The following is a 20,218-nucleotide window of genomic DNA, read 5'->3' on the forward strand; positions in this document are numbered from 1 at the left end:
CTGTGATGGCTCGATCTTCATTGCTGTTGACTCTAAGGTAGACTCGTGAAGACCTGGCGTAATTAATCAAGAAAGTAGAGGCTACATGCGATTTTCTAATACTAATGATCCTCATGGGCCTGGATTTATCTATGTAATGCGTGAGCCTGAAAATCTCAACCAGATTAAGATTGGACTCAGCATAGACCCTATACGCCGTGCTCGTGACTTGGATACGACTGGCCGTGCTCAAGAACTCGATGTCTATTTTGCCATGCAGGTCGATGACATGAAGAAAGTCGAGACCATTATCCATAACTACTTTGATCACCTGAGGTATCCGGGCACAGAGTTTTTTATGGTGGTACATCCACTGCAAGAGGTAGATCTTGGCAATCCAAAATATTTGGATGAATTGACCATGGATATCTATCTGGATACGCGTATTGAGGAGATCTGTGACGGTCTAAGCTCGATAGGGATCAAGTGGCACGAGGTTTCGATTTCCTATCTGCGCCAGAAGCATTTTGAGAGTGAGAATAATGGTGGGGGATTCTGGTAAGTATTTAGCGAGTACTGAGAGATGGTTTAGAGACAGTCAATGCAGAGCAAGCTCATCATTTGTTTTCAGTGATTACGTTAACCACTTGGGTAGAGGACTCTTCACTCCAAGACGCTACGAGTTCGGTCATCTGTAAAAAACGTACCGCCCACTTGGTCATCATTTTTTTCGTGGTTTTTATCTATTATTCAATATCTTGGGTGTTTTTTTGTGACTGGAACGATAAGAAGTCAAAACGTTCATGGTGGAAAATAACTCGTAAAAGCGTTCTGGTATTACTCTACTTATTCACAAGCGCTATGACGCTAAGTCATTAAGGGTCTAATGCTCATGGCAGTATGTTCACAATGTTATAACAAAGCTTACCTAATTTGAGGTAGGTCAATATTAGATAAACCCCATTGGTTAAAATTTAATCGTTAGCTGTCGCCTTTCCACAGCTTAGAATCAATGGAGGCAAATATGATGTTCAATAGACTCCCCTTTATCGCGCTTGGCGCGAGCTTGCTCATCGCTCAATGTTTTGCGGCAGATGTGGTGCCTACCGAAGTGCAGATGCCTGGGACTCAGCAGGGGCAAGCAGGCAACTTTGAGTCACCGGATAAGTGTGATAACTGCCACTCTGGCTATAACAAAACCAATCCTGAATATGAGCCTGCTACGGGCTGGCGCGGTAGTGCCATGGCCAATGCCAGTCGCGATCCGATCTTCTGGGCGACCATGGCGGTGGCAGAGCAAGATTTTGATGGCGCAGGGGATTTTTGTATCCGCTGCCACAGCACCAAAGGCTGGTATGAGGGGCATTCAACCCCAACCGATGGTTCGGGAATTCCTGCGATGGATGACAATGGCGTGGATTGCGATACCTGCCATGTGATGACCAACACCGACAATTCCGATCCCGTGCTGCAAGGTGCGATGACAGCACCCTTTATCGCTAACTGTAGCGATAAGACATTAGCGCCGTCGGGCACATGCCAAAGTGCCGATGAAGGTTTCTACGGTAGCGGCATCTTGTCACTCTGGAATGCCAGCAGCGCCAAGTTAGGCCCTTATGTCGATGCCGATGCCCGTCATCAGTTTATGCAGTCTAAGTTTCATCGCCATGTGGATTTTTGTGGCTCCTGTCATGATGTTTCCAACCCTGTGGTGGGCGATTTAGCCCCGGGTAATGGCACGCAGCCCGGAGCGCCGCTGGTGATCTCCTCTCAGGACGCCAGTGGAACCCCAAATGTGGGCGGCTCTGTGGTTGATAAGGCCGCGTTTAATAATCCTCCTTATGCCTATGGGGTGGTTGAGCGCACCTTTAGCGAGTATAAAGCCAGTGCATTTCCCACCACACAGGTGGCTGACTTTCTGTCTCTGCCTGAAAATTTACGTCATCCAGGCGGCGCGATTGAGCAGACCTATCAAGCTGCGCTATTAGCGGGAACCGGCGGTAATTATGCCGATGGTGATATTCGTTATTTCAGCTGTCAGAGCTGTCACATGCGGCCAGTGCAAGGCGCCGGTGCGAATAAGCGCGGTGTCCAAGTGCGTAAAGACTTGCCGCAACATGACTTTACCGGCGGTAACAGCTGGATTGGCGATGTCATCAAATATCAGGATAGTCGCTCGCAGCTAAGGCTGGGTGATGGGCTGACAGCGGTGCAGTTGTCGGCTATCGATCTGGCGACCGAAAGGGCGAAGCAGCATCTGCAACAGGCGGCCAACTTGAGTGTGGACGGTAATCTGGTCACTGTGGTGAATCTCACCGGGCATAAACTGATCTCGGGTTATCCCGAAGGTCGGCGTATGTGGCTTAACATCAAGTGGTATGACGGTGACGAGCAAATGTTACGTGAAGATGGCGCTTATGGGCCGATAGGTGTGACAGTGGCGAATCCTGCCGGTGGCACTGCTGTTGAAGTGGAATCGATAGTGGATTTAACTGGTGCCAATACCCGTATCTATTCGGCGCATTATGGGATCACCCAAGCCTGGGCTGAGCGGTTAGTATCCTTAGGGGTCAGCGGTGATATAGCGCTAGCCTATGACCGCTTGAGTGGTGAGGTGGTAACGACTCTGGCGGATTTAGCCGCTGGTAGTGCCGACAATGTGGCGGAGAGTTTTCACTTTGCGTTAAACAATCGTGTGGTGGCCGACAATCGTATTCCTCCCTATGGCATGAGCTTCGATGAGGCTAAAAGACGCAACGCGCTGCCGGTGCCCGCCAATCAATTTGGCGATCCCGGTGTTGGCGGTGTGTATGACTATTATGATCGGCTGACTCTCAATCCTCCGGCTGGTGCTGTGTATGCCACTATCGACCTGCTTTACCAAGGCACCAGTTGGGAGTACATCCAGTTCCTCCACTTGGCCAATAATCGCCAGAGCACATTTCTCGGCGCCGAAGGCGATAATATGCTGGAAGCTTGGCTCAATACCGGCATGGCTAAGCCGCAGTTGATGGCGTCAATCACGTGGGGCTCTGCACCTGTGACCGATGATACCTTGGGGGTGAGCAGTATCAGTACCGGGTATTTACAGCAAAGTGGCAAAGGCAAGTCTCAGACAACCACTTATATCGCTTCAAGCACTATTACTGTGGGTGATGAGGTGGTCATTAGAGCCTTGGTACAGGAAGCCAGTGGCGAGCTAGAGGAAGGTGCCCTAGTCAGTATGAATGTGACCAACACTGCGACGCTGGAAAGTTTTCCCCTTGTTAGCGGCGCCAGTGACAGTAATGGAGTTGCTGAGGTCCGCTGGAAAACGGCTGCGCCCAACAAGAAAGGCAATGGTGGTACGGCGCTAGGCACTTATACCATTAGCGTCACCGATGTCAGTGGCAGTTGGGATGGTGTGCCGACCAGCAGCAGTTTCAACTTGGTGAATTAAAGCTAAGGGCTGTAAATTGTTTCAGGCACCGAAAGGTGCCTGATTTTTTGGGCTGCTCATTGGCCTGAGTCAACTACGCGGCGAAGCCCCTAGCTTCATTGTCTTATCATCGCCAGCGACGCAATTATGGAGTAGCTGGTATTAATGGCCTTGGTTAAAAGTCGCGAGACGGCAATGGCACTATTCACGCATCCACAATGCAGGCCAACCATAAACCTCTGAAACGGCTCTGGATATTTCGTGGATTAATTGGAAACCGTTGTCCGAGTTTGTCATCACAACGAAGCCTCTTCCCGAATTTGCAAAAGAAACTGCATAGCAGGTGTATCCGGCGTTTCCGCCGCTATGCCTAAAGCGAAAAGCGTCTGCTTCACCATCTATTCCTATGCCTGTTCCACCCGCGCCGGGTACTCTGGTTAACATTGTTCTGGCCGATTGTTGTGATAGCAAAGTTTCATCCTCGCCACGGTAGGCTTTACCCAGTGCTATCATAAATTTTGCCAAGTCGGTGGGCGTGCTCCATAGACCCGCCGCAGCCTTCTCTGGATAGAGATGGTAGCCTCCTTCAATCATGGTTTGCTGGCTATCGTATCCTTTTGCAATTTGGTCCTGGAGTTCATTAGGTTGTTCGAATGAGCTTTGCTTCATATTCAACGGCTTGAGTATCAACTGTTGCATTAGTTGTGAGAAAGGCTGCTCACTTGTATCTTCCATCAAGAGTTGTAAGACTGTCATGCCCCCGCCAGAGTAATACTCAGATTCCCCCGGTGTTTGAAAGACCCTGACGGCAGGGGAGTTACTCAGGTCACTGCCTTGTAATATTTGAACTACGGACGGGAGCGTTTGGTTTTGGGCATAACCTTCGAATCCGGAGACATTCAGCCCAGATGTATGGCTCATGATGCGACTTGGCGTGACTTTCTGCTGTTGAGTAAATTGATTTTCGGGTACCTGCCAGCGTTTTAGTTTTAAGTTCACATCTTGATTAAGCTTAAAGTTGCTGTTCTGAATCATTTTAAACGCTGCGACACTGGTGACCGCTTTTGAAATGGAAGCCGCCTGAAATAGGGTCTCGGTGGTTACTTTTTGGTTCGAGGCTATGTCTGATTTTCCGTATCCCTTAGACCAGATAACCTGGTTGTTATCAAATACTGCAATACTCACCGCCGGGACACCATAAGCCTTCATTCGGGCTTTCAAAGTATTGGCTAACGCGCTGCTGTTACCATCGCTATCGATTGAACGAATGGTGTTTTCGAATGCCTGCTGACGAGCGAGTTGTTGATTGGCGGCTGTCGATTCTTGGTTGTTGACCGAGCATCCAACCAAAGCAAGAAACATCATTGTGAGTGTGGAATGGTTAAGCTTCATGGTGTTGCTCCTATTCTTCTTATGTCCTGTCCCTGAGAAGTCACTTTTATGCTGTTCGCTTTATCGACAATAAAGGGGATTTGCTATGTATTCCAACACTTACATATTTCCAATTGTTACATTAAGTGTTTAGGGGGCAGTCTCATTGGGAGCAGAGGGGAAGTTAGCGAGCATCTGTGATGGTGTGTGTTAGCTTAGCTCTGGTGTTTGATGGCTATCGTCTTCTTTTCCGGTTGCACCATCGAGTTCATCAAGAATGTCGAATCCCCAATGTTTAAATTTCACGCCTAAATAGGTAGAGGGGAGCATTAGCAAAAACAGCAAGAGAAGTGGCCATTGGTTTTCGAGTATTAACATCAACAGCCCTGATATACCGGCCACTTTCCCTTCGATAACTTGCTTACTGAGAAAGATCATAGGGGCGACAAATAAGGTGAGGATAATGGCGTTATGGATATTCTCACCGATCTTGATCAGTGATTCTGCGTGGCGGGCTTTTGAGGTGTTAGATCTTGATTTCATCATCTCTCCTTAGACTAGAAGGGCTAAATCCATTAGCCCTAATTTTACGGTTTCATACTCGAGGAGGCATTTGTGCCCCGAGGGCATGAATCACTCAGGTTATGATGGTTCAACCTGCATCCAATCGACCTCGACGCCAGCCTGGTCAAACATATCCTGGCTGACTTTGATCTTGTCGCCCCAGCGGGAAAGGAAGTCGTCGCTGGGTTGCGGACTGTGCACTATTTTTAGCCCAGTCTGGATGATCTTGGCGGCGCAGTTGGGGCAGGGAAAGTGGGTCACCCAGATCTCGCAGCTGCTAAGGTCGCGCTTGGCGTAGAGAATGGCGTTCTCTTCGGCGTGCAGTGTCTTGAGCAGTTTCATCTCACGGTTATCTGTCTCGGCGCTGTCGGAGATCCCGCGCGGGTAGCCATTGAAGCCTAACGAGACAATTCGGTTGTTTTCAGTGATTACGGCGCCCACCTGGGTGGAGGGATCTTTACTCCATGAGGCTACCAGTTCGGCCATTTGCAAAAAACGTATCGCCCATTTGCTCATCATCTACTTAGGGTTCCTATTCTATGTGGCTGAATATATTGACTTAACCAAAAACAATTCTTTATCGAGAACAATAATAAATCAAGCCGCGCTCAACACAAAGTAAAGTCTGACGGATTGAGTGTTCTCGCCTTTATTCATAGGTATTGAGTCAACAAGACTAACTCATAAAAATCATGGGGATGACATTGGCTATTTTCCAAGGCCCTGGCCGATCAATTTCTGCTCGCAGTTATTAAGGGAATGGTTTCAATTTCTGCTCGCAGTTATTAAGGGAATGGTTTCAATTTCGGGCTCAAATTCGGGCTCGAGTGTCGATGCAATAGTGGTTCTTACGCTATCGACATGGTAACTGCGTTTGGCGTCGAACCGAATCAGAGCAAGCCCCGCTGTGTGGCAGGCATTTTCCACCAGCTGGTCGCGCGCTATGGTCTTGGCCTGCTTGTGGCTCTTGTCGTCGAGCTCGATGGCCGCGATAACCTCTAGGGTCTGCTTATCGCAGAGAACGTAATCAAAATGCTTGGCGGAGATCTTGTTGAAGGCATTTTGCCAATGTTGGCGCGTCATCCCTTTTTCTGGAGTGATCACATCGGCAATGCGTACCTTGCTAAGGATACGGTATTGCTCGCCAATGGCGTTATCTAACACCCCCAGAAATGAGCGCTCGGCAGGGGTAAACAGGGCTTTATGTTTACGATATTGGTAGTGGCGGCTGCTGGGCCTACTGCCTAGTCGCGACAGCAGGCTCAAAATGATGATAAAGCCAAAGGCCATTGCGAATAAAAGGTTGAGGTTCATCGAATATCCATCTCTCGAGGTTGGCGTCATTGCCGAGTTGAGTTGTTTGCACAATAAGCCTTGTCCATCACTTTTTCAACTCGCAGGCTTTTCAATCGCGGCTTTGCCAACTTAGCTTGAATCCCAATCGAAACCGGACTAGCTTGGGGTATTGCAATGGATGGTCGGTTTTTAGGCTTGCTAGGATTCGGATCCTGGATGCAGGATGACAAAGGGAGTGTGAATGATGTTGAAAAATACCTGGGAACGGCGCAACTCTAGAATGGATAAAGCTGGCTTAAAAGCATTGGTGAGCAACCTGGTGAGTGCCTTGCTGGTCACTTCAATCTGCGCCGCTTTCAGCGGTTGCAACAGTGACGACAAGGAGGCGCTTAACGCCATCGACACGGCCAAGATGCAGCAGATGGTGGCGCAGCTGGCCGAGGATATGCTGGTGCCCGGCGCCGTGGTGATACTGCATACTCCCAAGGGGAACTTTGAATACAACTACGGGGTGAGCCGGTATGGCGGCAGCGAGCCGACCCGTTTCGAACAGCATCTGCGGGTTGGCTCCAATACCAAGACCTGGGTTGGTACTATCATTCTACAGATGGTGCAGGAGGGTAAGCTTCAGTTAGGTGACCCCGTGGCCATGCACTGGACTGGCGTGCCGAGGGGTGAGCAGATCACCATAGCTCAGCTGCTGTCGATGGAGAGTGGCCTACATAACTACACCACCACACTAGCGCTAAATCAGACCTTAGATCAGGATCCCACCAAGGCCTGGACTCAAGTTGAGCTGCTTGAGCTGAGTTTCGACTATCCGCTGGATTTTGCGCCGGGCACCGCCTTTGGTTATTCCAACACCAATACGGTATTGCTTGGCCTGATCGCCCAGAAGCTGGATGACAGCACCTTGCCTGAGATCATGCAGCGCCGCCTGTTTGCGCCACTCGGCATGACACAAACCCTGTTTCCTGAGATCACCGATAACGTGCTGCCCGAGCCCTACGCCCACGGCTTTATGTATGGCACCAATGTGTTGACCATGGACGGGGCGCTGCCTGAGGCGATGCAGCAGGAGGCGCGCGATGGGGTAATAACGCCAGGGGATCAGACACATGCTAATCCTTCCTGGGGCTGGGCGGCTGGTGCGGGGATCTCTACCGCCAGGGAGCTGCAGGTCTGGGTCGAGGCCTTGGTTGGCGGCAAGCTGTTGAATGAGGAGATGCAGAAACTGCGTCTGGCCAGCGTAAAGCCTATCGATTCCGACAATCCCAACACCGCCTACTATGGCCTGGGTATCGCTAAGTTCGGCCAGCTCTATGGTCATACCGGCGAGCTGCCGGGTTATAACTCCTTCATGGGCCATGACCCAGAAAACAAGGTGACCCTGGTGGTCTGGACTAACCTGGCACCTAGCGTGGATGGGCGTGACCCTGCCACCACGATTGCGGCGGCGCTCATCAATCAGCTCTACCGGCCGGTAGACTAAAATCTCTGAATAAATCCAGCAGCTTACTGCCAGTGGGTTGCCACATCCTTCTTGGGGGAGGCGCCAAACAGGCGGGAATATTCCCGGGAGAATTGCGATGGGCTCTCATAGCCCACGCGATAGGCGGCGGCCGAGGCGTCGATATCTTCCCCCAGCATGAGGCGGCGCGCCTCTAACAGCCTGAGGCGTTTTTGATATTGCAGCGGGCTCATGGAGGTGAGCTGGCGAAAATGGTGGTGAAAGGTGGATTTACTCATTCTGGCCATGTCCGCCAGGCTGTCGACGCTAAGATGCTGGTCGTAATGCACCTTGAGCCACTCTATGGTGCGGGCGATACGCAGCCCGTGACTACCGGCCGAGACAATCTGGCGTAGGCGGGCGCCTTGCTCGCTCATCAACACGCGCCAATAGATCTCACGTTTAATCAGCGGCGCCAGCACGGCAATGGATTCGGGTTCATCCAGCAGGTTAACCAGGCGTGAGATAGCCCCAAGTAACTTAGGTGTGGTGGCGCCTAATATCATCCCCTGATCCGATGCCGTCTCTTTCTGCATTGTTAGCGGTGTCTGCAACATGAGGTCGCTCATCACCGCCAGATCCAACTTGATGACCACACCCAGATAGGGCGCCTCTTGGCTGGCCTCTAACACCTGCATCTTGGCGGGCAGATCCAGCGAGGTGATTAAGAAGCGTGACGGATCGTAGCGAAAGGTCTGCTCCCCCAGGGTCATTGCCTTGGCCCCTTGCACCACCAGGGCAATGCTGGGCTCGACGACGCAGACTGAGCAGCTGGTGGGCGCCGACTGGCGATAAAAGTCCAACCCCGCGATCTCGGTTTCGCACCAGTCGACTCCTTGAGTGCGGTGCTCGACCTCTTTGGCGATGGCCGCTGAGAGAGACTGAATCACTTTTTCTTGCATCGGTATGGCCTCCTTGATAGCCGGGGAATGGATGTTTGACGTTGCAATAAGTGTAAGCCAATCGCGCTGGCACTTAACGGATTAATCTGCCTTTTCGGAGAATTAGGCAAGCATTTGCCAGTAATAGACTATAGATCGCCCCGGCAAGCTGGAAGAATGGTGCCCATCTGCTCTGGTGCATGCCAGCGTGTCGTTTTGCTCCCGCTAGGAGGGTCTATGAAATCCATCATCTCTGCATTCGTTATTTCCTCATCCTTTCTGGGCCTGAGTGGCCAGGTGGTGGGAGAGACGCTCTCGCCGCCATCGATCAGCGTCGCGAGCAATGGCACTCAGCTGCCTATGCAGGGCCTGGAGCCCTATTTCATCGGTAAGACGCGGGTCGAGCCTCTGTTCGGCGCCAAGGGTGAGGGCCGCACCTCGGGCGCCATGGTCACCTTCGAGCCGGGCAGTCGCACCAATTGGCATACCCATCCCATAGGTCAAACCCTAATCGTTACCAGCGGCCTGGGCTGGGTGCAGCAATGGGATGGTCAGCGCGTCGAGATAGCCCCAGGCGATGTGGTGCAGATCCCGGCCAATGTGAAGCATTGGCATGGCGCCACCGACAAGACGGCGATGAGCCATATCGCGGTGCAGGAGGCGAAAGCGGGCAGCGTCGTAAACTGGCTTGAGCCGGTCAGGGCCGCCCAGTATGAGGGGCATTGAGTGACGCGAACCATTCGTTGGCGCACCAATCCTTGGCAGACCCTGTTTCGGTAGCGCCAGCATGGGGTAAGCACACTTTCGATAATCAGAGACGGGCGATGACGATGAAGATTCAACTTGTGGTTAAGGGAGAACGCCTATGCGCCACCTTGGTCGATAACCCAACGGCACATGATTTCTATGCCCTGTTGCCGCAACGGTTCACCCTGAAAGATTACGCCCAAACGGAGAAGATAGCGTATCTGCCGCGTAAGCTGACAACCGACTCGGCGCCCCCAGGTGCTAAGGGGAGATTGGGCGATATCTGTTACTACGCCCCTTGGGGTAATCTGGCCATTTTCTATCGCGATTTTGGCTACGCCGCCGGGTTGATCCCATTAGCGCATATCGGTGGCGATCTCGGCGGGCTCATCATGGCGGATAGCCTTGAGGTGGTGATCGAGGCGGCAGAGTAAGTTTCAGGTTTCATCATTGCAGTTTTAGTCTAAGGAAACTGGAGTAGTACACCATGAGGTTAGCAACGGGCAGTGCATTTGTGATTGCCGCAACGGCGCTGATCTTGGTGTTTGCGACAGCCGGCGCCCCCATATCGCTATTTAATAGCTACCGGCTAGACGATGGTCTTTCTAATGCAGATCTTGGTCTGGTTTCCTTAGGCTATTTTTTTTCCGCCGCCACGGCGCTTATCGTGTTTGGGCGTCTGTCTAATGTTGTTGGTCGCAAGCCCATGGCCCTCGCCGCGCTGCTGTGTGCAGTGGCTTCCTGTTGTTTGTTGCTCAATATGCAGCATATCCTTGTGTTGTTTGCCGCCAGGGCGCTGCAAGGCTTTGCCTGTGGTATCGCCACCGGCAGCATAGGCGCCTATGTGGTGGATACCTCTCGCGGCCGCCCGGCCTGGTTAGTCGCGGCGATCACCAGTACCTCTCCCATGATAGGTATCTCAAGTGGCGCCATTGTGAGCGGGGCCTTAGTCACCTGGGCGCCCATGCCTAGGATGCTGATCTTCATCTTGCTGATTGCCATATTATCTCTCTGTTTACTCTTGTTTTTATTCTCACCTGAAAGTATCAAGTCGCGTGCAGGTGCTGATGGATATGTTAGTGCACTGGCCTCGCTGCGTCCGCGGCTCTATTTTCCGGCCATGCGAAAATGGGCGTTTCTGACCCTGGCCTGTGTGGTAGTTGCTACCTGGTCGCTGGGCGCCTTCTATCAAGCCTTTGGTCCGTCGATTGTTGCCGAGCAGCTTGGCACTAACAGTCCCATCCTGGCTGCGCTGGCTTTCTCCTCTGTGATGATACTGACGCCGATGGGCGGCTATCTCACCAGTGGCCTGACGCCGAGGCGGGCGGTGCTTCTTGGCATGCTGCTCTATATCGGCGCGGCGTTGATGATTCTCGTTTCGTTGGACAGTGGCTGGCTGCTAGCCTTTTTGTGCGCCAGCCTGCTGGTGGGCATAGCCCAAGGAGCGGCGACCACGGCCTGCTTTAATGTCTTGCTGGCGGGCCTAGCCGTGGAGCAAAGGGCCGGGCTGCTCTCGAGTGTCTTCGTGATCTCTTACGCTGGCGCCGTCGTGCCTGGGCTGGTGGCCTGCCAGGCGGCAAGCAGCTTTAGCGTGTTTCAGATCTGTATCGGCTGTGTGCTTCTGGGCGTGGCGGCGGCCATCGCTGCCACGGTGTCATCATTCTGGCTAGAGGCGATTCCAGGTTGTGGGCGGGCGGCAGAGGTGGTTTGACGGGAGGAGATTTGAGATGGAGATGCAAGAGAGAAAAGGCGCCGATGGGCGCCTTATAGCTTAGCTGTGTTCGATGGCTAATCCGTTAAGTTGGATGTTGTGTCATGCCAGAGATAAATCACAGGTGGTTGGTGAAAAATGCGCTGATCTTATCGAAGGGGATCAGCTCTACTCTGTCGTAAAGGTCGACATGGCCGGCGTCCTCCACCAGGTAGAGCTCTTTGGGCTCGGCGGCGAGGGCATAGGCTTGCTGGCTAAACTCGATAGAGTGCGCATGCTCGCCGGCGATAAACAGTAACGGGCGCGGCGAGATAGTCTCGATATCGTTAAAGGGATAGAAGTTCATAAACTTGGTATTGCTGCTTAGGGTGGGATGTGTCGTCAGTTCGGGCGAGGAGCCTTCAGGCGTGTATTCACCCCTTGGCGTGCGATAGAAGTCGTAAAACTCCTTGGCGATAGGGTGAGAGTTTTCATCTACTTCATGGGGGGGGCCGCCCGTGTACTGGGTCTCGCCGCCGGTGAATTCGACGTAGCGTTGCTTGGCCGCCGCGGCGATGATCTGCTTGCGCTGCTCAAGGGTTTGCACCTTGCCATACAGATGACGGCTAAAGCCGCCCATGTCGTACATGCTCACAGTGGCGATGGCCTTCATACGTGGGTCTATCTTGGCGGCGCTGATGGCGAATCCGCCGCTGCCACACACACCAAGCACACCTATGCGCTCGCGCTCGACGAAGTCGCGGGTGCCTAAGAGGTCCACGGCGGCGCTAAAGTCTTCGGCGTACATGTCGGGTAAAACTGCGTTACGCGGCTCGCCTTCACTCTCGCCCCAGAAGGAGAGATCGATAGCCAGAGTGATAAAGCCTCGCTCGGCCAATTGTTGGGCGTAGAGTACGGCGCTCTGCTCTTTGACCGCGCCCATGGGATGGCCGACTATGATGGCGGCGCGTTTCTCACCGGGCTTGATATTGCTCGGCAAGTAGAGGTTGCCGGTAACATTCATCTTGTACTGGTTCTTAAAGGTAACTTTCTTCATGGTGAGTTGCTCGCTGTGATAGAAATTGTTGGCACCTCGGGATAGGTCTGGTTGATAGTCGGATGCGGCGGCGATGGCGCCGCCGATAGAGGCTAAGCCTGCTGAGCCCATTAGGGTCGCAAGGGCCAATGCGGTTAGCGTTCTCTTCATCTTGATTCCTGCATAATGGTTTAAATTGGCCATGGCTAAATTGTCGATAATTTGGCCGGTGGCTTGAATACACGAAAATCGTGCATGCTTGCCTAAAACTCCGAAGTCTAGGTTTTGCATTAGGTTTTGCATTAGGTTTTGAGGGGGAAGTTTTGGGATTTGGCTTAGCGATGATCTTGCTTGCCTGAGTGCGAGCGGTAGGACTGGGTAGGCCAGGGCAAGGCAATGGGGCTAGGTTGCCTTGTCCCGAGACTGGTGAGGTGGGTTAGGTCTCTCAAATCCGTTTAGGATTCGGCGAAGACCTCTTGGGCGACTTGAATCGCCGTCATCGAGCTTGGCCAGCCGACATAAAACGCCAGTTGGGTGATCACCTCAATCAGCTCCCGCTCCGTCAGGCCATTCTCTCTTGCCTTGGCGAGGTGAAAGCGCAGTTGGTCGGGTCTGTGCTGGGTGATGAGGGCGGCCACAGTGATCAGGCTTCTGTCTCGTTGGGATAGCTCATCTCCACCCCATACTGGGCCGAAGAGTACCTCGTCGGTTAGCTGGGCGAGCTTGGGGGCAAACTCGCCAAAAATTTGTTGGGCGACACCTGGTGTCTTAGACATCTCGGCCTCCTAAATACAATGAGTCTGTTCATTGGTTATGCTAGGCCGGTACTCGGTTTTTTCGCTTGCCTGAAACTGTCGCATCATTGCTTATTCGTACGAGATATCGAATTTAGGTGTGTCAGGAGAGGGGCTATACAGGGCTAAGGCCCTGCCTATTTTTGTCTCTGAGCGATTGAGTCGCTGGCACTCTTGGTGCAGGTCTCGGCGTTTTCGGGCGTGCAGAGCTTGATGGGAGTGTAGACGATCTGTTCGAACGCCTGGTTGCTGACGATTTTGTGCAGGGTAAAGATTGACTGGCGGCCCATCTCATAGGGGCTCTGGCCTATGTTGGTATGGGCAAGGCGGTCTTGCAATAAGGCGAGCTGTGGCGGCGCCGCATCCGAGATGATTACGACTATCTCTTTGTTATTTAGTTTAATTTTATATGGCGCTATCATCTTGCGATACAGGGCTTCATCATTTTGCGGCCAGCCGCCTACGGCGATAAAGGAGTCGGCCTTGATGGGTTTGCCTTTCATGACCGACTCCATCTGCCTCAGCGCCTGACCGAGCTGATCGAAGTTGGAGAAAGGTTCCCTGAGCTCTGTCCAGCCATTGTCGTTCTGTAGGCGCTTACCGGGCGGGGTGGTGTAACGTTTGCCAGACAGTGCGCTGCGAATGCCCATGATCCTTTGGTTGAGGTTAGGGGAGTCGGGGCGGCCGGTTTGGATGATTAGGGTGCCACCATTGGGCCTGAGTTTTTTGAGCTGCTCGCCCAGTGCAAGGCCAAAGGCATAGTTGTCTGTGCCGATATAGGCGCGGCGAAGATCTTGATGCTCGATCAGGGTCGGGGCGTCGAAATCAGAGTCATAGGTGATCACAGGGACGCCAGCGGCCTTGGCCTTGGTGAGGCTGTTCTCGGCGAGAAACTTGGACTGGGTGATGGCCACAGCGATGCCGTCTATCCCTTGTTCGATAAGCTGCTCGATCACCTTATCTTGCAGGCGTACGCTGGAGATCTCTGGCCCCAGATAGATGCACTCAACATCCTTGAGTTGTCTGGCGGCGGCTTGGCAGCCGAGCTTACTCTGATCGAAGAAGGCGCCGTAAAACTTAGGCACCACGGCAAACCTCAGTGTCTTGGCACTTAGATTGGCGCTGATCGTAGCTGTGGCCAGTAGGGTCAGCGAGATGAGTGTGATGAGTAACCGAGTCACAATAGCCCCTCGAATCCATTTCCTAGTAGCTAAGGTATTAGTAACTAAAGTCTTGATAAGCATAGCCAAAGCAAGCCAGGCCAATATTTCACATTTTGATAACCAAATGTAGCAGAGTGATACGGCCAAAGATATGTGTTGGATCAAGAATTTTTGGCGATAAAGATTCGTAAAACTAAGCGGGCTCAAGGTGTCGGCGCCTTAGGATTCAGAGCAGGCATGAAAAAGGGAAGCCTAGCTTCCCTTTAGTGTCGTGACTCTATCTAAGCTTGCCGCTTTATTTATAGAAAGCCTCGATTTTACCTTTGACTGTAATCATCAGCGGTTGGCCGTGACGGTCCAGGGCCTTAGGGCTAGGGATCTTCACCCAGCCTTCACTGACGCAATACTCTTCGACGTTGAAGCGCTCTTTGCCGTTGACGAGAATGCCTATGTCGTGCTCGAAGTAGTCGGCCACATGGTGTGGGCTACGTGGATTGACAGATAGGCGATCGGGCAATGCAGGTAGTGATTTAGTGTCGGTCATAGTAGTTATCTTTAATCAAATGAGTTGTGCGCTATTGTAGGCAATAGTGTTGGTGGGCTCAAGATATAACAGGCTGTAGACCGGCGGTTGCGCCTTTACCTTGAGTTTTTGTGTGGGGACTGGAAAAATGGCCTGCCTGTTTTACCGTTGCCGCCCATATCTAGAGGAGTTTGTCGCCATGAATGAAGCAATCGTCATCGCCTTGCCCTCGCTGATCCATCGCATCGGGCGGGAGCAGGTGATACAGGCGCAGATCCTGGCGGTTGAATTTGGCTGTAGCTTGAAGCGGGTGCGGCGTTCGCGCAACTGGCAACTGACAGGCGGTGCGGTAGATGTGCAGTCTTTCACCCTGGCGCTGAAGCAGCGTCAGCCGGCGATGGCACCCTATCTGATTGGCAAGCTCGAGGCGGGGCTCTTGCCACACGCCGACAAGTTAGAACCCTTGTCGGTCAAGTTGGTACGTATGATCCACGAGACCCCGGGCATTACCCTGGGAGAGCTGATGGAGCAGACCCAGTGCAGCATCATCGAGGCGCGCCAGGCCAGGTTCGATGCCGATAGCTAAGCCCAGTTTTCAAGGGAAAAAGTAAGGGGGATGGCCAAATCGGCTATCCCCCTTTGTGATGAGTCTCTTTGACCGCTTACGCTAGGCGCTTAGCTTGCGCCAGGCGCTGCCCATCAGGGTGAAGATAAAGGTGAATAGCTTGTAGGTGAGCCAGCAGATAAAGATAAAGCCGCCGATCATCAAGACCCAGACGATCGCCTCTATGGTGGAGGATGGTTTCTTCTTGGCCTTGCCTGAGTCTTTATCTGACTCGGCGTCGATCGATTTCTCGGCCTGTTTAATCGCGCTGGTTTGTGCCGGCTCGCTGTCCTTAACGCTCGCCTTGCTGTCATTGGCGCTGGCCGTGTCAGCTTCGACCGTCTTGCCGCCGATGGGCTGCAGGCTGACACCAAATTGATTCTGGTTGTGGTCCAGTCTCACCGTAAGCTTACGGGTTTTATAGCCCTTGTCGCTGATCTCCAGCTTGTAGTTACCGGCGGCGAGCGGCATGCCGAACTCATATTTGGGCCCTATGTTCATCACCCTGACCTTAGCCGTGGTCGGCTGGGTCACTACCTGCAGCGGGAAGGTCTTACGGCCCTTCTCCCAGAAGGTGAGGTTAGTGATGCTGCGGCGCTTGGCCTGGACATAGATCTTGCGCGAGATGGCCTGTTTCTTCTTGTCCTTGGGGCTGGCCTTGAGCCAGTAGGTGCCGGGCGCAAGATAGGCCTGGCGGCTTATCTCGAAACCTGCACCATTGGCGCGACGCGACAGGGTCGCCTTGTCGAGATCTGAGTTGCGGCCCAGATCCAACATGCCGGCATTCTTATTGGCGGTCACCAGCTGATATTGGTTGCTCTCCACCTGAGCGATCAGGTGTGACAGACCGGGCAGCTTGGCCAGCTCACCGGCGAAGGCCTCGAAGATGCCGTCTTCAATCTTGTCTTTGATCTTCTGCTTCAGATCGGCGTGGGCGACCTCGGGAGAGAGCAGCAGTAGCAGCGCCGTGCAGCAAGGTAAAATCCATTTATTCATCTGAACCTCCGATGATCTGCAGCAGTCCTGCGGCCAGCTCTGGTGCGGCATCGCCCAGTAGGTCGATAATCATCAACACGGTATCTGTATCGCCGTGATTGACGATATAGTCGCGAATGACCGCATCGACCATCTCCTTGTTTTGTCGGTAAAGCTCCTCACCGCTGCTCTTGATCAGCTCGTCCAGCGCCTCGCCTCTGAGGGCATCTTCGAGCTTATCGGCCAACTTGTTTGACGCCTGTGTCTGGCGTTTTACCTCAAAGGCCGTCTGGTTATTCAGTTCGATAATATGAGCGTTAATGCGCTCTTCACTCATGCCCATCATCTGGGCGAAGAGGGAGCTGATGTTAGAGAGGGCGACCACATCGAAGATATGTCTCTCGATCTCCGCCTTTTCCGGCATCTTTTGTTGGGTTGGGCGGCTAATGTTACAGACGTTGGAATCGGGGAAACATTTATATTCTCCCTTGGCAACCTCCTGCTCATCTATCAGCAGTCGCCATTCGAACACCAGCCCAAATACCAGCCAGAGCATGTTGCCACCCGGATATTCGGTGTCGCCCATGGTGATCGTCTTGTGTTTGAGCTCTCCCGTCCAGACGCCGGATGCACGCTTACCCTGCTGGGTGTTGAGCGACTGCATGTAGCTGAATTCCAGGCGTACGTTAGGCTGTTTAAGCCCAATCTCGCTATGGGGAATGAACTGCACCAGCTCGTCGCCAAGGAAGCGCTTCTTGCCCTGGTTTAGCACGCTGGCAAGCTGTTTCTCCAGTAGCCTGCTGGCGACATGGGGCTCAGGATAGGTGAAACGCAGGTGCTCAGGTGTCTTGAGCAGCTGAGCCTCGAAGGCATCGGGCTCGGCCTTCTGCTCGGCGCGCGCCTTGCGATTGGCATAGTAGCGCTGCATGAAGAGCTTAGGATCTAAGCCACTCCAGCCGGAGACGAGCATATTGATATCGTCGATCTCGGCGGCAGACTTACGACAGGGGGTATGCGCGGCCTTGATGCTGATCTGCGAATGACCCGATTGAATCACTCTGTGCAGCATGTCAAGGAACTCGGCGTTGAGTCCCCTCTCGGCCCAGCCCTTGCGGTACATCTCGAGTTTCAGGCGCCCGCGCTGATCGATAGATTGCATGGCGATATCCGCCTTCTTGAGCATGCCGGTGCAGTGGGCTCGCCTGAGGGGGTTGCTGCGCGCCCAGGTTAAGAAGTCGCGATAGCCTGCCTTGGTGTCAGTGCTGACGGCTTCCTGCCAGCGCTTGTCGGTATGGCGGTGGCGAGACAGGTAGGCGGTGAGCCAGATGAGAAGCAGCAGGGTGCCTAAGAACTGACTAAGCCCCTGAGAACGGGGCTCATAAGGGAATTGCTGGCTGAGGGACTTCTCTGTGGTCTTGCTCATGGGGTAGCTGGTCTGGTAATCCAGCGACAGCAACACCGGCTTGGCCAGCGCCTTGATGGGGAGCAGGCGATTCTCTTCCCAGGCAAACACTGTCTGTACCTTGCTCTTGTAGGTAAATATCTTGTCTGTGTAGATCTGATATTTTACCGAGCCGAAGGCGACGACCACAAACCAGGCGACGGCGCCGAGCATCAGGTAGCGGGCGAGTCGTCTTAGTTTGAGTCGCCAAATCGAGTCGGGTTTAGACTTGCTGAGCTTGCGAATAAACATCCATGCCACAAAACAGCCAAGAATGATCAGTTTTATCATTATCTCTTCCGTGTCCGAGCTGAGGTGTCATGGCGCAAGTTGGATTGAGTGATTGACTAGGCGGCGCCATGATCTGGGGTTACGTTTGTTAAAAACTATACCTTTAGCCGAATTGAAAAGAAACCTAAGCACCAGCCTAAGTGTGTGATTAATCACAGAAGATTAACAATTTCTCGCTTCGGCATGATTGGACCCGTCTCGATATTTAGGTAGATATGTCTGGGAAGGAAAGTGAGCGAAAAAATTTCATGCAGTCGATTAGCCTGCTTGTGCCTTTATTGCTAGCGGGTTAATCTGCTGAATCAGAATCCATCGATATTTTTGCAGAAAAAGGAAGTCGTAATGACCCCATGCACCGCTTGTGTGCGAGCTAATCGCTGCCCACCACAGGGCTGATTGGCATGACGCCGCGGTTAGCCAGTTAGCTAACCCCACAAGTTAATTTGACCTAGGTTGCGTCGACGAGTGTTCGACCAATGCAGCCTGTCGGTCCGTGCATAGATTTAAAGAGACCTGGTTATGGTCTCTAGGAGTCATTATGAGTATTGATACCCTTGTTGTCTTCGCTGGCATAGTTTTTATGATTGCCATCATTCCTGGCCCTAACGCACTGTTAGTGCTGTTTACCGCCTTAACCGAAAGCCGCGCCTTGGCATGGAGTAATGTGCTTGGTGTGAGCTGTGGCTTCCTGGTGCATGCCTTTGTCTCGGCTCATGGCCTGAGCCTTCTGTTGAGTCAGTCAAGCTGGGCATTCATGCTGTTCAAGTATCTAGGTGTCCTCTACCTCATCTATCTGGGCTTGAGCAGCATTCGAGCCGGATGGCATACCCGACAATTAGTTGTTACCGAGTCGGCTCAGGATGAGAGGCAGACTAAGGGGGAGCGTCATAGGCCGGGCGCGGAGGCGCTGTGGCGTAGTTTTAGCAAAGGTTTTCTGACCAATATGCTTAATCCAAAGATCATCATGTTTTATCTGTCTATTTTCCCGCAGTTTGTGTCATTGGACAGAGTGGTGAGTGATAGCCTGCTGCTCGGCGCGATTCAGGCCACAGTGGTTGCCACTTGGTTTTCCGTGGTGATCCTGATGGCGCAGAGATTTAGAGCCTGGTTGAGCAGTCGCCGGGCGGCGAGGGTGATACGTTACCTCTCGGGAGGCGTATTCCTGGGCTTTGGTGCTAAGTTGGCGACAACCAGATTGTGAGTATAGATTGTCAACATTAGTTGTATAGACGAAGGCTGCATCGCAGCCTTTTTCATGTCTCTTTATTGTTTTAGTTAGCCTGCTTCTGCGAGTATGGGGTAATAAGCGGGTGAAACTTTTGCTAAAGAGGGAACAGTCAATGTGTGGGCGACTCAACGTGATAAGCGATCCCCTGTGCGACTGGGTGTCGGGTCAGCTGGGGATTAAGTTCCATAGCGAGACCAACAGGGATCTCAGGCCGACCCAGCAGGTGGCGACCATTGCATTGGATGGGGCGGCGCTCAAGCAGATCGATGCCAGCTGGGGGATAAAGCCAGCTTGGGCCAAGCGGCTGTTGATCAACGCTCAGGCCGAGACGGTGCGGCAGAAACGCACCTTCGCTCAGGCGTTTGCTCAGCACAGAGTATTGGTGCCCTGTAGCGGCTGGTTCGAGTGGCAGCAGGCGGGCGCTGTTAAACACAAATACCTGTTTCAGGGGCGCGACGAGCAGCCGCTCTTGATGGCTGGGATCCTCTATCCCCAGCTTGATGGCCGCCACGCCCTGGTGACCCTGACCACTAAGCCGATTGCCAGCTGCGCGCCCTATCACCATCGCATGCCGCTACTTGTCGCGCCCCAGGCGGTGGATTTCTGGTTTCATTCTCAGCCCCATGAGCTGGATGCACTGCTCAACTCCCCCGAGATCTCGCTTTTGATTCAAGCTTGCTAGGGGGCCATGCTCATTGGCGTTGGCG

Annotated in this window: 20 protein-coding genes and 1 pseudogene; 9 read left to right on the forward strand and 12 right to left on the reverse strand. The window is 53.0% G+C overall.

The genetic code is table 11. The features are described from left to right. Positions 1-85 precede the first annotated feature (85 nt). Complete coding sequence (locus tag GNT65_RS14515; protein ID WP_144201949.1) at positions 86-541, forward strand: GIY-YIG nuclease family protein; 456 nt, start codon at positions 86-88, stop codon at positions 539-541. Positions 542-602: 61 nt separating this feature from the next. On the opposite strand, the pseudogene GNT65_RS20660 reads toward GNT65_RS14515, so the two are convergent. Next, a pseudogene (locus tag GNT65_RS20660) lies at positions 603-704 on the reverse strand (dCMP deaminase family protein); the annotation flags it as partial. Between the two features lie 299 nt (positions 705-1,003). Here GNT65_RS20660 and GNT65_RS14520 point away from each other — a divergent pair. Beyond that, positions 1,004-3,418 (forward strand): hypothetical protein, encoded by a 2,415-nt coding sequence (locus GNT65_RS14520; protein ID WP_160797433.1) that lies wholly within the window; start codon positions 1,004-1,006, stop codon positions 3,416-3,418. 180 nt (positions 3,419-3,598) lie between these two features. On the opposite strand, the gene GNT65_RS14525 is transcribed toward GNT65_RS14520, so the two are convergent. From GNT65_RS14525 to GNT65_RS14540, 4 genes are all read right to left on the reverse strand, one after another. Then, positions 3,599-4,789: a serine hydrolase domain-containing protein gene (locus GNT65_RS14525; protein WP_160797435.1), complete on the reverse strand. Its 1,191-nt coding sequence runs from the start codon at positions 4,787-4,789 to the stop codon at positions 3,599-3,601. 189 nt (positions 4,790-4,978) lie between these two features. Continuing rightward, a complete protein-coding gene (locus GNT65_RS14530; protein WP_160797437.1) occupies positions 4,979-5,311 on the reverse strand; it encodes a hypothetical protein in 333 nt (110 codons plus the stop codon). Positions 5,312-5,410: 99 nt separating this feature from the next. Beyond that, a complete protein-coding gene (locus tag GNT65_RS14535; RefSeq protein WP_160797439.1) occupies positions 5,411-5,851 on the reverse strand; it encodes a dCMP deaminase family protein in 441 nt (146 codons plus the stop codon). Between the two features lie 246 nt (positions 5,852-6,097). Further along, positions 6,098-6,646 (reverse strand): DUF2726 domain-containing protein, encoded by a 549-nt coding sequence (locus GNT65_RS14540; RefSeq protein WP_160797441.1) that lies wholly within the window; start codon positions 6,644-6,646, stop codon positions 6,098-6,100. Between the two features lie 223 nt (positions 6,647-6,869). Here GNT65_RS14540 and GNT65_RS14545 point away from each other — a divergent pair, with 223 nt between their 5' ends. Beyond that, the gene (locus GNT65_RS14545) at positions 6,870-8,120 is read left to right on the forward strand and encodes a serine hydrolase domain-containing protein (RefSeq protein ID WP_160797443.1); all 1,251 of its coding nucleotides are present in this window, start codon (positions 6,870-6,872) and stop codon (positions 8,118-8,120) included. A 23-nt stretch (positions 8,121-8,143) separates the two neighbouring features. Here the strand turns inward: GNT65_RS14545 and GNT65_RS14550 are convergent, their stop codons facing one another. After that, entirely contained in the window at positions 8,144-9,040 is an 897-nt protein-coding gene (locus tag GNT65_RS14550; RefSeq protein ID WP_160797445.1) for an AraC family transcriptional regulator, read from the reverse strand. A gap of 216 nt (positions 9,041-9,256) precedes the next feature. Between GNT65_RS14550 and GNT65_RS14555 the strand changes: the two genes are divergently transcribed. The 3 genes from GNT65_RS14555 to GNT65_RS14565 all read left to right on the forward strand — a co-directional run bounded on the left by GNT65_RS14555 (position 9,257) and on the right by GNT65_RS14565 (position 11,477). Further along, on the forward strand, positions 9,257-9,745 hold the full coding sequence (locus GNT65_RS14555) for a (R)-mandelonitrile lyase (RefSeq protein WP_160797447.1): 489 nt from the start codon (positions 9,257-9,259) through the stop codon (positions 9,743-9,745). A gap of 104 nt (positions 9,746-9,849) precedes the next feature. Then, on the forward strand, positions 9,850-10,200 hold the full coding sequence (locus GNT65_RS14560) for a cyclophilin-like fold protein (protein ID WP_244952194.1): 351 nt from the start codon (positions 9,850-9,852) through the stop codon (positions 10,198-10,200). 53 nt (positions 10,201-10,253) lie between these two features. Beyond that, positions 10,254-11,477 (forward strand): MFS transporter, encoded by a 1,224-nt coding sequence (locus GNT65_RS14565; RefSeq protein ID WP_160797451.1) that lies wholly within the window; start codon positions 10,254-10,256, stop codon positions 11,475-11,477. Positions 11,478-11,595: 118 nt separating this feature from the next. On the opposite strand, the gene GNT65_RS14570 is transcribed toward GNT65_RS14565, so the two are convergent. The 4 genes from GNT65_RS14570 to GNT65_RS14585 form a co-directional block, all read right to left on the reverse strand. Further along, complete coding sequence (locus GNT65_RS14570) at positions 11,596-12,663, reverse strand: alpha/beta hydrolase (protein WP_181006306.1); 1,068 nt, start codon at positions 12,661-12,663, stop codon at positions 11,596-11,598. Between the two features lie 284 nt (positions 12,664-12,947). Continuing rightward, the gene (locus tag GNT65_RS14575; RefSeq protein WP_160797453.1) at positions 12,948-13,268 is read right to left on the reverse strand and encodes a carboxymuconolactone decarboxylase family protein; all 321 of its coding nucleotides are present in this window, start codon (positions 13,266-13,268) and stop codon (positions 12,948-12,950) included. A gap of 155 nt (positions 13,269-13,423) precedes the next feature. Then, complete coding sequence (locus tag GNT65_RS14580; RefSeq protein ID WP_160797455.1) at positions 13,424-14,467, reverse strand: substrate-binding domain-containing protein; 1,044 nt, start codon at positions 14,465-14,467, stop codon at positions 13,424-13,426. A gap of 277 nt (positions 14,468-14,744) precedes the next feature. Next, entirely contained in the window at positions 14,745-14,993 is a 249-nt protein-coding gene (locus GNT65_RS14585; RefSeq protein ID WP_160797457.1) for a DUF3297 family protein, read from the reverse strand. Positions 14,994-15,171: 178 nt separating this feature from the next. On the opposite strand from GNT65_RS14585, the gene GNT65_RS14590 reads away from it, so the two are divergent. Continuing rightward, positions 15,172-15,558 carry a ribosome recycling factor family protein gene (locus tag GNT65_RS14590; RefSeq protein ID WP_160797459.1) on the forward strand — a complete coding sequence of 129 codons (387 nt, stop codon included), beginning with the start codon at positions 15,172-15,174 and terminating at the stop codon, positions 15,556-15,558. A gap of 81 nt (positions 15,559-15,639) precedes the next feature. On the opposite strand, the gene GNT65_RS14595 is transcribed toward GNT65_RS14590, so the two are convergent. Further along, positions 15,640-16,572, reverse strand: coding sequence for a hypothetical protein (locus tag GNT65_RS14595; protein WP_160797461.1), 933 nt, complete (start codon positions 16,570-16,572; stop codon positions 15,640-15,642). Next, positions 16,565-18,283 carry a hypothetical protein gene (locus GNT65_RS14600; protein WP_160797463.1) on the reverse strand — a complete coding sequence of 573 codons (1,719 nt, stop codon included), beginning with the start codon at positions 18,281-18,283 and terminating at the stop codon, positions 16,565-16,567. The genes GNT65_RS14595 and GNT65_RS14600 overlap by 8 nt, the downstream gene beginning before the upstream one ends. Before the next feature lie 538 nt (positions 18,284-18,821). Between GNT65_RS14600 and GNT65_RS14605 the strand changes: the two genes are divergently transcribed. Both GNT65_RS14605 and GNT65_RS14610 read left to right on the forward strand, forming a co-directional pair. Beyond that, positions 18,822-19,484, forward strand: a complete 663-nt coding sequence (locus GNT65_RS14605) for a LysE family translocator (protein ID WP_160797465.1) — start codon at positions 18,822-18,824, stop codon at positions 19,482-19,484. 139 nt (positions 19,485-19,623) lie between these two features. Then, positions 19,624-20,193: an SOS response-associated peptidase gene (locus GNT65_RS14610; protein WP_160797467.1), complete on the forward strand. Its 570-nt coding sequence runs from the start codon at positions 19,624-19,626 to the stop codon at positions 20,191-20,193. Positions 20,194-20,218: the final 25 nt, after the last annotated feature.

Origin of the sequence: Shewanella insulae, assembly GCF_009831655.1 — a bacterium.
GTDB classification, from domain to species: domain Bacteria; phylum Pseudomonadota; class Gammaproteobacteria; order Enterobacterales; family Shewanellaceae; genus Shewanella; species Shewanella insulae.